Below are 14,660 nucleotides of genomic sequence, written 5' to 3' on the forward strand. Positions count from 1 at the left end.
CAAGCGCGGACAGAGCCTGCGCTTGCCTGGCCCGTTTCCATTCGCGATGGACAAAGTCAAAGACCAAAGGTTTTGTGATCCTCAACGTGCCCGGCGCTTGAGATTGAATAAGAGAGGTGCCTGTCCTTTGGTTTGACGCAGAGCGCAAGTCAGCGTTGAGGCCAGCATCATCTTGAGTTGTCGGCACAGAGCGCTTTAATGCGATCTGCAAAGACCACCGGTGACCTATGACGTACCCCGAACACTCTCTCTGGCAGGACACATGTGTAGAAACGCTGAGCGCGCCGCCGCTGGCGGCTGACAAAACAGTGGATATGGCTGTGATCGGAGGTGGGTATACAGGCTGTTCGGCCGCGTTGCATGCGGCCAAAGCCGGGGCGTCGGTGTGTCTTCTCGAGGCGCAGGAGATCGGTCATGGGGGATCAGGCCGCAATGTCGGGCTGGTCAATGCGGGTCTCTGGCTGCTGCCGGATCAGATTCGCAGATCTCTGGGGCAAGCAGCAGGTGATCGCCTGATTGACCTTCTGGCCAAAGCCCCCGGCGACGTGTTTGATTTGATTGAAGAACATGGGATCACCTGTGAGCCTGTTCGGAACGGAACGCTTCATTGTGCCCATTCCCCGGCTGGGGTCCTCGCTCTGCAAAAACGCCACGCCCAGCTCAGTGCATCGGGCGCGCCGGTCAAACTGTTGCCAGCCGAGGTAGCGGATCTGAGAACCGGCAGCAAAGCAGTGCATGGAGCGCTTTTTGATCCGCGTGCCGGGACAATCCAGCCTATGGCGTACGCGGTTGGTTTGGCGCGAGCGGCGAAGGAGGCGGGCGCGCACATCCATACACAAAGCCCGGTGCGCCGACTGTGGCAAGACGGCGGAAGTTGGGTGCTTGAAGCCCCCGGCGGAACGGTGCGCGCGAAGGCAGTTGTTCAAGCCACAAATGCCTATCATCGCAACGTCGGCGACACCGCCCCGGCTTATGTGCCTGTCTACTATTTTCAGTTTGCAACCGCACCGCTGTCCCACAATCTGCGCGCCGGCATTCTGCCTGGGGGTGAGGGGTGCTGGGATACCGGGCTGATCATGACCTCCTTCCGTATGGATCAGGACGGGCGCATGATCGTCGGTGGCATGGGGGATCTGAGCCATGCGGGCAGCGGCGTGCATTCCGCCTGGGTCAAACGCAAACTGGCCAGGGTTTTTCCGCAACTTTCGGACGAACCGCTGGTTCAGGGCTGGCATGGGCGGATTGCCATGACCTCGGATCACATTCCGAAGATCACCCAGATCGGTCCGAATGCGCTGTCGGCGCACGGGTTTTCCGGACGCGGTATTGGGCCCGGTACGGTGTTCGGCACGTTGATGGCCCAGAGCCTGCTGAGCGGTGATCCGTCCTGTTTACCGGTGCCTCCGGTTTCTGATTATCAGGAAAGCTGGACCGGTCTGCGCAGGGCATACTTTGAAACAGGTGCGGCGCTGACGCATTTCGTAAAAGCGCGGTTCTGAGCCACGCTGTCACCGGCTTGCAAGCCCGCGCCACAGCGGCCGGGCATGGCGAAAAAAGGGGACCGCGAAATTTTGCACATCCAGCCATGGACGCGGGCAATCGGCTGCTCTAACGTCGCCCGCGAACCCCAGTGAACCCTGACTTACAGGCGCGAGGTAAATTCATGGATTATCACAGTCCCGCCAGCTTTGCCGAAGCGTCGGCTCTGGCGGCAAATGCAACAGGCATCACCCGTTTCCTGGCTGGCGGAACCGATGTTCTGGTTCAGCTGCGCTCGGAGCTGGTGACGCCCGACACGCTGATCGACATCAAGAAAATCAATGGTGTACACGACATTGCGCGCAATGCCGATGGCAGTTGGACGCTGGGTGTGGCTACCACGGGTGCCGAAATGAGCGAGCACGCAGATCTGGGCAAAGACTGGCCCGGCGTGGTCGAGGCAATGGACCTGATCGGGTCCACACAGGTGCAGGGACGCGCGACGCTGACCGGCAACCTGTGCAACGGGTCTCCGGCGGCTGATTCCGTGCCCGCCATGGTTGCCGCTGGTGTAACTGTCACGGTCACCGGACCGGACGGCACACGTGAGGTTGCGGTCGAAGATATCCCAACCGGCCCCGGCAAGACCGCGCTGGCGAAGGGAGAGGTGATCTCGTCCGTCAACATCCCCGCCCGTGGCAAAGATGCCGGCGATGCCTATCTGCGCTTCATCCCACGTACCGAAATGGACATTGCCGTGGTTGGTGTCGGCGTCAGCTTGCGTCTGGACGGCGATACCATCACCGAGGCTCGTGTCTCGCTGGGCGCTGTGGCTCCGACCGTTCTGCTGGTTGAAGACTGCGCCAAGGCCATCATAGGCAGCACGCTGGACGACGCGGCCTTGGACGCGCTGGCCGCTGCCGCCTCTGCCGCCTGCAGCCCGATTGACGATAAGCGCGGGACCATCGCATTCCGCACCGAGGTTGCTGGCGTTCTGGCCAAGCGCTCCGCAAAAATCGCCTATGCCCGCGCGAAGGGAGAAGACCTATGAGCAAGCTTCACGTATCCACAACCGTGAACGGAGACGCGGTCGAATACCTGTGCGACCCGCGCGAAACCCTGCTGGACTGTTTGCGCGACAAGCTGAACCTGACCGGCGCGAAAGAGGGCTGTGGCACCGGTGATTGCGGGGCCTGTTCGGTTACCGTTGATGGTCGCCTTGTCTGTTCCTGCCTGATGCTGGGTGTCGAGGCCGAGGGCAAGCAGATCGAAACCGTCGAGGGTATTGCCGATGGGGATGTTCTGCATCCGCTGCAAAAGAAGATGATCGAATATGCAGCCCTTCAATGTGGGATCTGTACCCCTGGCATTCTGGTGGCGGCCAAGTCGCTGCTGGAGAAGAACCCCAACCCGACTGAAGAGGAAACCCGGTATTGGCTGGCAGGAAACCTCTGCCGCTGCACCGGGTACGACAAGATCATTCGCGCCGTGATGGATACGGCGGCTGAAATGCGGGAGGCGTCATAATGGCTCTGGACGATCGTAAATCAGGTTTCACTTTCGTGGGCACCCGTCCAAACCGCCCCGATGGATTGGACAAGGTGACAGGTCGCGCCAAGTTCGGCGCGGATATCTCGGCACCGGGCATGTTGCACGGCGCTATTCTGAGATCTCCGCATGCTCATGCGCGGATCGTGAGGATCGATACATCTAAGGCCGAGGCGCATCAGGACGTCAAAGCCGTCGTGACACGCGCTGACTTTGCGGATGTGCCCTTTAAACCCGGTTTGGAAGGCGAATTCTGGAATGTGCTGGAAAACGTCATGGCGGGCGAAAAGGCGCTCTATGACGGTCACGCGGTGGCGGCTGTCGCGGCCACATCCGCCTTGGCCGCGCGCGATGCACTCAAGTTGATCGAGGTCGAATACGAGGTCCTGCCTCACGTCACCGATGTAGACAAGGCAATGGCCCCGGACGCGCCCGTGATCCGCGAAGGTGCCGCCGACTATTCCGTGCCCGAAGGCATGCATCCGAATGTCGTCCGCTATCACGAAAGCGGCCACGGAGACGTTGAGGCCGGCTTTGCCGAGGCTGATCTGGTCATCGAAGACAGCTTTGTGACCGAGGCCACCCATCAGGGGTACATCGAACCGCATGCCTGTCTGGGTATGCTGGGCAATGACGGCAAAGGTGAGCTGTGGTGCACCACGCAAGGTCACTGGATCGCACAGAAAACCTGCGCTGCGCTGTTGGGGATTGAAACCTCGCAACTGCGCGTGACCGCATCCGAGATTGGCGGAGGGTTCGGCGGCAAGACAACCGTATTTATCGAACCTGTTGCGCTGGCGCTCAGCCGCAAGGCCAACCGCCCGGTCAAAGTCGTGATGTCCCGGTCCGAAGTTTTCCGGGCCACGGGCCCGACCGCCTCGGCGTCAATGGACGTGAAGATCGGGATGAAAAAGGACGGCACGATCTCGGCGGCGCAGGGCGTGTTCCGCCTGCAGGGTGGGGCGTTCCCCGGTGCTCCGGGCGATATGACGGCCATGTGCGCTTTTGCGCCCTACAACCTGACCAACGTCAAACAAGTCGGCTACGACGTCATGTCCAACCGGCCAAAGCAGGCCGCGTACCGGGCACCGGGCGCACCGATGGGGGCCTTTGCCGTCGAGTCGGTGATTGATGAGCTCTGCAACAAGCTGGGCCTCGACCCCGTTGATGTGCGCCTGAAAAACGCCGCCCATGAAGGCACTAAGGCCAGCTATGGCCCGACCTATGAACGCATCGGTCTGGTTGAAACCCTGGAAGCCGCGAAAGCGCATCCCCACTACGCGGCCCCGCTGAAACCGGGACAGGGGCGCGGGATTTCCTGTGGTTTCTGGTTCAATCATGGCGGTGAGACCAGCGTGTCGCTGGCCCTGTCCGAGGATGGTTCGGCGCAGTTGATGGTCGGCACGCCCGATATCGGCGGCTCACGCGCGTCCATGGCGCTGATGGCGGCTGAAGTGCTGGGTATTCCTTACGAGAACATCCGCGTCACCATCGCCGACACCGCGACGCTGGGGTATAACGACGTATCTCACGGCTCTCGTGTAACCTATGCGTCGGGTCTGGCCACGATCAAGGCGGCAACACACGCGGTCGAGAAACTGTGCGAACGCGCGGCGGCCAAGTGGGATATCCCGGTCGATGCGGTGAAATGGGAGAACGGTTGCGCAGTGCCATCCGGCCCCAATGCAGGCGATTTCGACCCAATGCCACTGGCGGATATCACGGCGAACATGGGTTCGACTGGCGGCCCGATCTCGGGTCATTTCGAAGCCACCCCGGAAGGCGCGGGCGTGTCGTTTGGCACCCATATCGTAGACGCCGAGGTCGACCGGGAAACCGGCAAAACCTCTATCACCCGCTACACGGTCATTCAGGACGCCGGCAAGGCCATCCACCCGACCTATGTGGAAGGCCAGTATCAGGGCGGTGCCGCACAAGGCATCGGCTGGGCGCTGAACGAGGAATATATCTACGGCGAGGACGGGCGGTTGCAGAACTCGATCTTCCTCGACTACCGGATCCCCGTTGCCAGTGACCTGCCGATGATCGACACGGTGATCGTCGAAGTGCCCAACCCCGGCCACCCGTTCGGGGTGCGCGGTGTGGGCGAGACCGGCATCGTGCCGCCCTTGGCGGCGATTGCCAACGCGGTGTCGAACGCGGCAGGTGTGCGTTTGAAGCAATTGCCCATGTCCCCGCCGCGCATTCTGGCCGCGCTCAAGGACAATGGTTGAGGTCCATCTGTGGTCCGGCCTCCGGTCTTTGACCGGGGGCCAGCAGGTGGTCGAAGTTGAGGCCAAAACCACCGGGGAGTTGCTGAGGGCGCTTGTTCAGGCCTATCCGCAACTGCAAGCCCCCGTCGATGCGGGTGTGTCCATCGCCATTGATGGGCGCGTCATCGCGACCGGGCTTACCGAACCGATCCCGGAAGGAAGCGAAGTTTATCTGATGCAGAGGCTACGGGGCGGCTAGCCTTTGGGCGACCAAGGTTCTCGTCCAACCATACGGTCGGCTTCTGCGGTGATGTCGTTCATGTGCTGTTCAAGGCTTTGGCGCAGGGTTTCGATTTCTTCTTCCGAGGCCTTGCGTGGGACTGTTTGGGTCCATTCCCTGCACAGCAGCACACCCTCATTACGCCAGGGGCGCGGCATGAGTAGCCGGTCCCATGTACCTGCCTCACGCCCAAATCGCGTTGAATAAGTGATCCCGAACACCCGCTTGCCCGAGGTGCGCGCCCATACCAGAGGTACAGTGGACAGCACGCGTTCCGGCCCACGTGGACCATCGGCGGCGATGCCAATGGAAATCCCCTGCTTCATCTTGCCCAGCACTTCTCGCGATACGGCAACGTTGCTCTTGTGTTTGCTGGCCATGGCAATTGTATCCATGCCGAACAGCGTCTGTACCCGCCCCACCATACTGCCAGCCCGGGCCGACGATGTGATCGAGCAGATAGGGCCTTTGTCCAAAGGGAAAAAATAAGGCGATTGCGCCAATCGCTGATGCCAAAGAACCACGATGACCGGTTCGCCCTGTTCGGCCAGCTGATCCAGGTCTTCATACCCGATGCGCTGCCAATGCGTATTACGATTGACCATCCGAATGTAGCTGGCAATCCGCCTTGCGGTCCAATTCAGTAAGGCTTCGCTGTCGGCGATCTTCTTTCGGAGGCTCACGCGGGGTTCCTTTTATTGCCGAACCTTGTCTTACCGAACTCGGCGTGCCGCGCAACTTGTTTGTCGAATTGCAAACTGCGGCAGAATATGAAAAAGCCTCTTGAGTCCGCCGCGCGGCTGGCATATCTGGAGCGCACCATAGGGGTATAGCTCAGTTGGTAGAGCGACGGTCTCCAAAACCGTAGGTCGCGGGTTCGAACCCTGCTGCCCCTGCCATTTAAAATCAATGACTTAGTCGAATTCAACCACATTTGATCGAGAAAATTTGTGCGTTTTTTTGTGCGTTTTTCGGAAAAAGTGAGTGAACTCTGCAAAAGCGTCCGAATTGTCCGTCTGATTCTTGGCCCCTGCCTAGGAGGCGCTTTTCACTTTTGTAAACTGGCTGGCTGAATAACAGGTTTTAACAGGTTCTCCCCGCCCGACACCCTTTAGAAACTAGCAAAAAGCGATTGCTTTCTTGCATTGAGTAGAGCGCTTACGGGCCTGAATCTGGGCATTTCCTGCCTGCTGGTCAGGCTTCACCAGTTGCCAGTAATAACCGCAAAGATAAGTATAGCGATAACTACGGCCACCAAAATGAAGATTGCCGAGCCTCTATCTTCTTCGTGCACGTAAACAGGCCCGCCGCATTTTGGACAGGGCTTCTTATTCATGTTTTTGAGGCTTCGCCGTGTGGTCCAGCCACATTCAGCACATTGGCCTTTCAATCCACTCATGGTGCTACCTGGTAGTGTCTTCCATCGAAAAAATTGATGAACTAACAATAGATGTTTTGCTGAACTCATGGCCATGCAAAGGTTAACGCATTGTTAATGGAGTTCTGTCGTGAAGCACATTGTTTTCGCCGGTCTAGTGGCATGTTTCCTTCTACCGTCACAGGGAAATGCGCAAAATGCATCGAGCGACGTTGATGCACCAGTAGTATCGCAATCCCTATGGGACCGCGCCAAAGCGCTCAGAGAACTGCATAAACTAAACGTGGCTTGCTGTAAGGTGTGTCGAAAGGGGAAAGCTTGCGGAAATAGCTGTATCAATAGGAGCTATACATGCCGCAAGGGGCAGGGGTGCGCTTGCAATGGTTAACGGCATTCCACGAAGGTGGTGAAGCTGGCGGCTAATTCGGCAACTTGCTCTGGTTCCAACTTCTCGTCGTCCAGGCTAAGGATTGGATTGACAGCATTCTGAGCCAAGAACAACTTCGCAATCTCTCCTCGTACGGCAAAGTTAACATTCTGAGGCGTGTCTCCGAGGGCGTCAGCTACTACTCGTTCGTTTAGTTTTGCGACAACCACACCGACCACTTCGCCGTCGGATGCAAGCAAAGGACCACCTGAGTTGCCGCTTTGAATGGGGCTTGTAATCTGCATGGTGCTCAGGTCGCCGCTTAAGCCTGTCAAAGAAGAGACAGAGCCGCGAGTAACGTTGAGCCCCCCGAGGAGACCCGCATAAGGGTAACCAACTGCAGTTACGTCTGAATTCAATCTCGCAGGACTGGCCGAAAAAACGGCGATTCCCCTGTCTTGCGGTGCGTCGTACTTAAGTAGTGCTAGGTCGTACTCTTCGGACGAATTAACTACCATTGCGGGCCTGTCATCAATGAATACTTGTGTGCACCCGTCGATCACATGCTGGTTGGTAAGAACGTGTCCAGCCCGTGATACAATAAACCCGGTTCCTGCACTTCGTTGACTGTCCGCGCTGGATTCCTCCGGACCTTCACTAGTTGGTTCATCCGCAGTTTCGAGCGCTGTGACTACTTGTTGGATGACCCTGTCAAGTTTACCGTTGTTTGAAATATCCAGTGGATTGGCGCGACCCTTTGAAATACTGGAAGCCACTGCTCCTAAAATGTGGCCGTCGCGTTCGCTTGCAGACAGCATCACTGTTGACCAGCCTCCATTTACGAAATCCGACCTCGTATAAAGTGTGGCACCGTCTCTTTTTGTTGCCGATGTCACGGCAAGGTCGTTTTTCCTAACCGTGTAAGGATCATTGCCCAATTGGTGAGATTGGGCTGTAAAGTCGTGAAGACTCTGGGCGGTTTCGACTGAATGAATCCCAACAGAAATGGAAAAGCTGCTGCTAGAGTGACGAAAATTCAAAAAGTACTCAGAATCAGCTTCTCGACGAATAGTATCTGCGGGCCAAAGGAAAGATAATCCTAAGCTCTCAAAGTATTGAATATCCCAACCGTCTTGGGAGATACGCTCGAATAGAGTCCACGCCAGAAACGCCATGTGCCAGTCTTCGGGAGATGTTTCGAACACGTCGCGAGAATAGTTGTCTAGCGCTCGATTGCTGATTTTGCCCCAAGCCCCATCAAGTAGGCCGTGATAGTGACCTTCAAACGCAAGTGCAGTCTGTAGAAACCGCTTATCCTGATAGCTCAGATTGGCTGCGTCAAACCCTTGAAGCAATGCTTCAAAGTCTTGCGAACGCGCCAATGAGGGAAAACCCACACTTGCAATCGCAACAATTGCAACAAAACTTCGCAAAATTCTCATTAACCAACTCAACAGTCAGTACGCTTTGGGTGGCGACAGTTTACATGCAGAAATGGGCATTTCTAGGACGGCAATGATTGAATTTTGTTACGTGTGAAGAATCAAACACTGCTGTTGCCTTTAGCAACCACCAATGGCGGTTCCTTCGGAAACGACCTGATGTCGAACCATTTGAAGCATGTGCCGTCTGCGTTGCGCATGTTCCCCATGTGCAGGTTTGAGCCCGTGGTCATATGCCGGATCAGCGCTGCCCTGAACGCCTTTAGGTCAATTAGCCACCAAGCATTGATAGATTGCCCGTCTGGCCCTGCATGGCCGTAGAACATCCAGTCTCCGTGTCCGTTCACAATCTTGGATAGCTCCGTTTCGGCCCCGGTAGGTAACTTGGCGCGTATGGTGAACTGGTGCGGGTATCTCTCGGCATACCCATGTCGCCTGACCCTGGCAGCAATCCGCATGTCTTTCGCGTCCAGCATCAACAAGTCTGTAGCCTGAAAGTGGTCCAGTGGATCTGGTGCGGCCTGTAGGATGTGGCTGCCGATGATGCTCTTTATCTCGGGCAGGAACTGATCCGACCAGTGCCGGTTGACGCTGTAGTAACTCATGTCAAATCTCTGAAATGAAAATGGGCGCAGGTTATGCCGCGCCCGCTCTTAAATACAATACAGCTCAAGCGACCTTGTCCTCCTTCCGATGGTCCTCGACGCATTTCTCGAAGATTTCCATGGCTTGCTTCAAGGGTACATGGTTTTTCACATGTGCCCTGATTGCGAAGGTAAGCATTTCCAATTCTTCTTTATTGAGCTCCGCAATCACTGGTTCCATTTCATTGCGGCGCTGTTGACGTACCCGGAACACTGTCGCCATGCCTTTCGGATCGCCGCACGCCAACCAGTCGATGGAAATACCTTCTTCCTTGCACCAGCGAAGAAATGTGTCGTCCAGCAAGATATCGCCGTCATCGTCGTAGCGAAGGCCCGGGTCCGGCAAGTCAAACCATCGGCAAAAGGCCGTCACTCGCTGCCGACAAGTAATCAAGTCAGAAAAGTCTGCAACAAAGATGTCTGGGTTTGGATTGAACTCCGTTGTTTTGCTCTCGGCATTCATGACGCTATCTCCGGTTCGCTGACAATGTCCAAGGCGATGTTGAGCTTCTGTGCTCGCTCTTGAGCCATGGCCAAGACTTCAACCATGTGTTCATGACCGTCATTGCCAATAGTAAGTGCAGTGGCGGCGTCCAGTAGGTATTTGACGATTAACGCCTCATGCTGCAATTCAGCGCGGGTGCAGCTTTTTCTGGGATAAGATAATACTTCTCCGTTCGCGCTAGCGCGTTGTTCAGTCATTGCGGTTTCCTCCTAGATTGCTACGATCCAGATTTGCAATTTTGCTTACTGTGTATTAAGAATATGTACAGGGTTACAATAATGTCAATACCCTGTAGGCAATTATGCATACGAGGTACTAACTTTGAGCCCAGAGCAGCTAAGAATGGCGCGAAGCGCATTGAGGCTTGGAACCCGTGAACTGGCTAAAATGGCCGGAGTTTCATTCACTACTATCAGTCGATTTGAGACAGAGAAGGGCGGGCTGCAGCATTCCAATGCTGAGGCCATAAGAAAGGCACTAGAGGCCCAGGGCATTCAGTTTCTTGACAAAGGCGACACGGCAAACGGGGCCGGGATCGTGCTTACAAAGAAAGGTTCTGAATGAAGCTCCCAAACGCCTTGACGCGAGCAGCATTGCTGTGTGCCTTGTTGTTGCCTGGCGCTGCGGTAGGTGCACCTGATTGGACCTGCGTAGAACCAGCGCTGCGAGACGAGCTTGACCTTAAGCTGAAGTTTCAGGACAACTTTGCGGAGATAGTATCCAACGAGCGCCCCGAGTTTGCCGAGATTGCGCGGTTAGGGTCAGAAGCGTCGAAAGTTAACTTTGCAATGCGGCTCTCGCGAATAGTCTGGCTTTGGGAAGATGATCCTATCCGCTTAGCTGAGCCCAATGATTTTTGGGAATTTGCATGGGGCGATGAGGATATGTCTCAATGGCTTGAAGCTAGTCCGGGAAACGCTGTTTCTCAGAGGCAATTTGAGGAACTGCAGACATCGTTACGCGACCATCCCAACTTGCTCGATTTCCGCGCCTACGTATCGGAAAAAAGGGCCGTCAGCCCCTATCTGGAATTGTACACAGCCTTTGGGGATGACATACGAGCCGCTAGGGACAGTGTAGCGAGTTGTTACTGACGCTAGGTCACTAAGCTAAGAACAAGCCATTGCTCAGTAGTCGCGGCCTGCGCTTCGCACGACCTGCATCCGAGATTTAATAAACTCAAGGCCTTAGGTTATCGCTCAAAGCACTCTGTCCAGAGTTGCTTCATTAAGATTTGTTTAAGCTCAAGTCACACAGACGCTAGTGCCTTGTACAACAGCCTGCCAAGCGCCACCTACTCAGACAACCAATTCGGTAATTCGAGAGGCAATCGAGATGAAGAAGGCATTGATAGCGTGCGCGTTTGGCGGCTCGCTGCTCTTGGCTGCTTGCGGAGCGCCGACTACGCCAACTCAGGCCCAAGTGCAGCATGACGCTCGCTGCGCGGCGGGTGTCCTTGGTGGCGCGGCCCTGGGCGGGGTAGTTGGAAATCGGTTTGGTGGTGGAACAGGCAAAACGCTGGCAACGGCAGCCGGTGCTGGACTAGGGATGTATGCTGGTCAATCAGCTTGCAACTAGCAGCGTCTAACCAGCGGGGACCTGCGCTACAGAAATTTTTGGCTTGCGTGACCAACTTCACTGCACTCTTCGGCAGATCCATCCATAACTAGCACATTGAAGAACTAGTGTTGGTGTATTTGAGAACGCGAGTTTTTCTCCTCCCTGTTATACTGGGGTGCGCTTGTGGTGGGTGCGCCCCTTTTTCTTACCCTAGATTTGACCGAGGCTGATAATTCCCCTGAGAGGGGAAACGAACCACCTTTTGGGCACATGTGAACCGCTTCACTGACTTGCTTCCGGGTATCAGCCACCCTCACTGCATTAACGATTTAGCGTTCATGTTGAGTCTCGAACGCGAGATTTCACCCGGCCCCAATTTTCTATTCGGGCCTATCAGTGAAAGGTAGCAAAATATGTTTAATGATGAATTTCATTTCGACAAAATCGATGAAGCGGATTCAGAATATGTTGGAGAAAACTTGTACATCTCATCTACAGGCGTGGAGATGTGGGGTTTAGTCGAAGGTTACGAGTCAGGGGTTACGGTTAGCGAAGCAAAATTTCAGACGCTGCGCTCAACCGCCTTTGGCATCGAAGACTTGCCCAGCAACCTGCCAGCAGAGTACGAATTTACTGGTTACATGGAAGATGTGTTTTTTTAACACTTTATTTGGCAACCCGTCTAAGTGGCAACCGACTGAAAGCGGTCTGGAAATCAACTGCTTTCCACTCGCGCTCTAAACCCAACCTATTTACAATGTGCATTGCTTGGGAATTCGATTTAACTTCCTGTCTCGCGCGTATTGGTATCGAAATCCGGAATCCACCCCTACTCGGGGGTAGAAGATGGTCGTCACATTCTGGTTTCCTCAATGTGCTGCGCAACTTGCCCGAATGTTTCACCGCTCTTTCCCCCGGCTAGCTAAGGGTTCGTTGCGCAGCAGCCTAGTCAACAAATCCAAAATCGGCCAGGCACCCCTGCTACATCTGCTACATCTGCTACATGGGATATGCTCCGCCGTGGAACGAAACTATGCAGATATGCACGGAATACCAAAAATGGAGATAATCTCCGCATTTAGACAACTGGACAGATTTTCCACTGCCGCAGGCCCTGCGCAACAACACGCCGAGCCCGATGATGTTAGGATAGAATCCTGTCAGAATCGCGCGTTTTCGGGTATGCAATCTATCAGGTAGGCACCCAACGTTTCATTCTGCTCTGAGGAATTGCCATGACCTTTTTATGCACTCCAACAGACTACCACGATGCTCTCCGGGAAATTGAATATCTCTGGGGATCTGAACCGGATACTGAAGAAGCCAAACAGCTTGAAGAATACTTGTCGGCAGTGGACCAATACGAACAGTTAAACAACTCAGCGCCTGACGTGCGGGAGTTGGCTTAAGTCTTCTTCCCTGGGTGCTGTTCACCATTCTGGGAGAATGGCTATGAACAGGAATTTCCTGATTGCCGCCGCTGTGGTCGTAATCATTGTAGCCGCCCTGTCCATGATGAGGGGCAGTGGTGAGGACGTGACTACCGAAGGCACCGAACCAGCCGCAGAAACCGATTGAACGCGATATGATAGGCCGTGAGTGCGTCTACGGCGACTAACGGCTTGCGCCTAAATGTGCCTAACGGGCGTATTTGGGGGCCCTGTGGGGAAGTTCTGCTGTTGAAGCGGGGGCGGTGTTTGCCCGACAGCACTTTGCACCCAACATTAATGTTAGCTAACATCGTTGTCAGTTTGTTTGAAATTGGCCTTATCCGGCATATCTAACTGACGTTGTGTAAGGGTTCTGTTACCGATTTCCTATTATGGGTGCCCAATTGGTGCCACTTTCTATCGGCACAAATACACACGATGAAGGCGAAAAATATGGGGCCTATTGCTAGAATACAGCGGTTGGGTGTACACAACTGGGGCATGGTTTCGACTACCAATGTACCGAAGGTCCCGGAAACACGACTGGAAATTGGCCGCGCAAGGGTGTTATAATGGACAGTATTAGAATTGTACCTGTTATTTCACGTCCTGATTGCGCGGTGCGTTTATGGACAGCCCAGGGGGTTTAGTTATGCTTAGGTTTAGCGGCGTGATTGCTTCAACGACTGAGGCGGGTCGGGAGGCGATTGTTCGCCTTGATGCGCCCGTCCAAGGTAAAAAATTCGCCGTGGTGTCATACGCCACGAAAGGCCGCGTTCGATTGATGAATGGCGAAGGCCGTTTGATGAAACACACTAGGGTCAACGGCACTGCTACTGACAGCGTTGATGCGCTTCGTGCTGACACTGTTGAGTTGGCAAAAGAATTCGCGGACTAATTTTGGTCCGCGAAACTCGGAGCGTAAAATTTGAGTAGTGATTTATTCGGCGAGCATAGCGCCGAAGTAAGTAAAACAATTAGTTTAAATGCACTTCAGAATGAGCTTGGAGATGTTACGGCCAAGTCTATTCTGAAGGCTGTGCGAAAATCAAAGGACGGCGTAAAAGTCCCTCGGCATGAAGACCTGAACGTTGGTGATGTCATACTGACTAAACCCGCAGGCAAACAAAAGCCAAATATTAGCGCCTATCAAGCTTCGCTGGGCTTATCGCACCAAGCCTCTGAGTGGACGCATGCCATGCTCTACATCGGAAATCTGCATGTTTTGGAATCAAACCCACCTTCGATTAAGAACCCGCGCAACGGAGTGCGTATAACGCCCCTAGTACGCTCAAGAAAAGAGGCTAAAGACCATTTGGTGCTGAGGCATCGTTCAGAGCTATTTGAACCTCGAAGGTTCCCGATGGTTCGCCGTGCAATGCTTGAATATCACTTGGCGCGTCAACGTTACGACCACTGGGCAGTTTGGGATGTGTTCATGGCAGGCATAAAAAATAGAAGGAAGACGCCTGAATTGCACCAACGCGTTACCTGTAGCGAATACATCTTAAGCTGTTATGCCAACGGCGCAGAGACGCTAGTCGAAGAATACTTCGATGTTCATGAGAACGAACAAGAGTTCTTTTTACCAGCGCACTTATACGAACACTCTGATTTTCAAAAAAAACACATAGAGTTCTATGATTTCGAAATGAAAGACTAGACGCCTAGCAAAACTTGACATCTTTGCAGCCCAATAGACCGCCTCCGAAAACGGTTCAAGAGTAGTGGTCCGGGGTTCTTTCCGTTTCTGGAACAAATCCATGATGCTACATAGCAAGGTTCTGAAATCATTGAGGCCGGCTTTTACTTTG

16 protein-coding genes and 1 tRNA gene are annotated in these 14,660 nt (G+C 54.7%); 12 read left to right on the forward strand and 5 right to left on the reverse strand.

Annotation, left to right across the window (positions count from 1 at the left end):
- Positions 1–227 precede the first annotated feature (227 nt).
- The 5 genes from ACR0L4_RS07500 (at position 228) to ACR0L4_RS07520 (ending at position 5,499) form a co-directional block, all read left to right on the forward strand.
- On the forward strand, positions 228–1,499 hold the full coding sequence (locus ACR0L4_RS07500; protein WP_480511818.1) for an NAD(P)/FAD-dependent oxidoreductase: 1,272 nt from the start codon (positions 228–230) through the stop codon (positions 1,497–1,499).
- Between the two features lie 164 nt (positions 1,500–1,663).
- Complete coding sequence (locus ACR0L4_RS07505) at positions 1,664–2,530, forward strand: FAD binding domain-containing protein (protein ID WP_480511820.1); 867 nt, start codon at positions 1,664–1,666, stop codon at positions 2,528–2,530.
- Positions 2,527–3,006 carry a (2Fe-2S)-binding protein gene (locus ACR0L4_RS07510; protein WP_117868038.1) on the forward strand — a complete coding sequence of 160 codons (480 nt, stop codon included), beginning with the start codon at positions 2,527–2,529 and terminating at the stop codon, positions 3,004–3,006. The genes ACR0L4_RS07505 and ACR0L4_RS07510 overlap by 4 nt, the downstream gene beginning before the upstream one ends.
- Complete coding sequence (locus ACR0L4_RS07515; protein ID WP_480511823.1) at positions 3,006–5,261, forward strand: xanthine dehydrogenase family protein molybdopterin-binding subunit; 2,256 nt, start codon at positions 3,006–3,008, stop codon at positions 5,259–5,261. Before ACR0L4_RS07510 ends, ACR0L4_RS07515 begins: the two co-directional genes overlap by 1 nt.
- The gene (locus ACR0L4_RS07520) at positions 5,254–5,499 is read left to right on the forward strand and encodes a MoaD/ThiS family protein (RefSeq protein WP_170749524.1); all 246 of its coding nucleotides are present in this window, start codon (positions 5,254–5,256) and stop codon (positions 5,497–5,499) included. The genes ACR0L4_RS07515 and ACR0L4_RS07520 overlap by 8 nt, the downstream gene beginning before the upstream one ends.
- Here the strand turns inward: ACR0L4_RS07520 and ACR0L4_RS07525 are convergent.
- Positions 5,496–6,203: a DUF374 domain-containing protein gene (locus ACR0L4_RS07525; protein ID WP_170749523.1), complete on the reverse strand. Its 708-nt coding sequence runs from the start codon at positions 6,201–6,203 to the stop codon at positions 5,496–5,498. The genes ACR0L4_RS07520 and ACR0L4_RS07525 overlap by 4 nt on opposite strands.
- A gap of 140 nt (positions 6,204–6,343) precedes the next feature.
- Here ACR0L4_RS07525 and ACR0L4_RS07530 point away from each other — a divergent pair.
- Positions 6,344–6,419: transfer RNA gene (locus tag ACR0L4_RS07530), tRNA-Trp, on the forward strand.
- An 863-nt stretch (positions 6,420–7,282) separates the two neighbouring features.
- Here ACR0L4_RS07530 and ACR0L4_RS07535 read toward each other — a convergent pair.
- The 4 genes from ACR0L4_RS07535 to ACR0L4_RS07550 all read right to left on the reverse strand — a co-directional run bounded on the left by ACR0L4_RS07535 (position 7,283) and on the right by ACR0L4_RS07550 (position 10,053).
- On the reverse strand, positions 7,283–8,707 hold the full coding sequence (locus ACR0L4_RS07535) for a S1C family serine protease (RefSeq protein ID WP_480511826.1): 1,425 nt from the start codon (positions 8,705–8,707) through the stop codon (positions 7,283–7,285).
- Between the two features lie 101 nt (positions 8,708–8,808).
- Entirely contained in the window at positions 8,809–9,312 is a 504-nt protein-coding gene (locus tag ACR0L4_RS07540; protein ID WP_480511828.1) for a hypothetical protein, read from the reverse strand.
- 64 nt (positions 9,313–9,376) lie between these two features.
- Positions 9,377–9,814, reverse strand: a complete 438-nt coding sequence (locus ACR0L4_RS07545) for a hypothetical protein (RefSeq protein WP_480511829.1) — start codon at positions 9,812–9,814, stop codon at positions 9,377–9,379.
- Positions 9,811–10,053, reverse strand: a complete 243-nt coding sequence (locus tag ACR0L4_RS07550) for a hypothetical protein (RefSeq protein ID WP_480511831.1) — start codon at positions 10,051–10,053, stop codon at positions 9,811–9,813. The genes ACR0L4_RS07545 and ACR0L4_RS07550 overlap by 4 nt, the downstream gene beginning before the upstream one ends.
- A gap of 363 nt (positions 10,054–10,416) precedes the next feature.
- On the opposite strand from ACR0L4_RS07550, the gene ACR0L4_RS07555 reads away from it, so the two are divergent.
- From ACR0L4_RS07555 to ACR0L4_RS07580, 6 genes are all read left to right on the forward strand, one after another.
- Positions 10,417–10,950 carry a hypothetical protein gene (locus ACR0L4_RS07555; RefSeq protein WP_480511833.1) on the forward strand — a complete coding sequence of 178 codons (534 nt, stop codon included), beginning with the start codon at positions 10,417–10,419 and terminating at the stop codon, positions 10,948–10,950.
- 241 nt (positions 10,951–11,191) lie between these two features.
- Positions 11,192–11,434 carry a glycine zipper 2TM domain-containing protein gene (locus tag ACR0L4_RS07560; RefSeq protein ID WP_480511835.1) on the forward strand — a complete coding sequence of 81 codons (243 nt, stop codon included), beginning with the start codon at positions 11,192–11,194 and terminating at the stop codon, positions 11,432–11,434.
- Positions 11,435–11,829: 395 nt separating this feature from the next.
- On the forward strand, positions 11,830–12,078 hold the full coding sequence (locus ACR0L4_RS07565) for a hypothetical protein (protein WP_480511837.1): 249 nt from the start codon (positions 11,830–11,832) through the stop codon (positions 12,076–12,078).
- A 790-nt stretch (positions 12,079–12,868) separates the two neighbouring features.
- The gene (locus ACR0L4_RS07570) at positions 12,869–12,994 is read left to right on the forward strand and encodes a hypothetical protein (RefSeq protein WP_480511839.1); all 126 of its coding nucleotides are present in this window, start codon (positions 12,869–12,871) and stop codon (positions 12,992–12,994) included.
- A 504-nt stretch (positions 12,995–13,498) separates the two neighbouring features.
- Positions 13,499–13,744, forward strand: coding sequence for a hypothetical protein (locus tag ACR0L4_RS07575; protein WP_480511841.1), 246 nt, complete (start codon positions 13,499–13,501; stop codon positions 13,742–13,744).
- A 30-nt stretch (positions 13,745–13,774) separates the two neighbouring features.
- Entirely contained in the window at positions 13,775–14,509 is a 735-nt protein-coding gene (locus tag ACR0L4_RS07580; RefSeq protein ID WP_480511843.1) for a hypothetical protein, read from the forward strand.
- Positions 14,510–14,660 lie beyond the last annotated feature (151 nt).

It is taken from the genome of Ruegeria sp. AB5, from assembly GCF_056542645.1.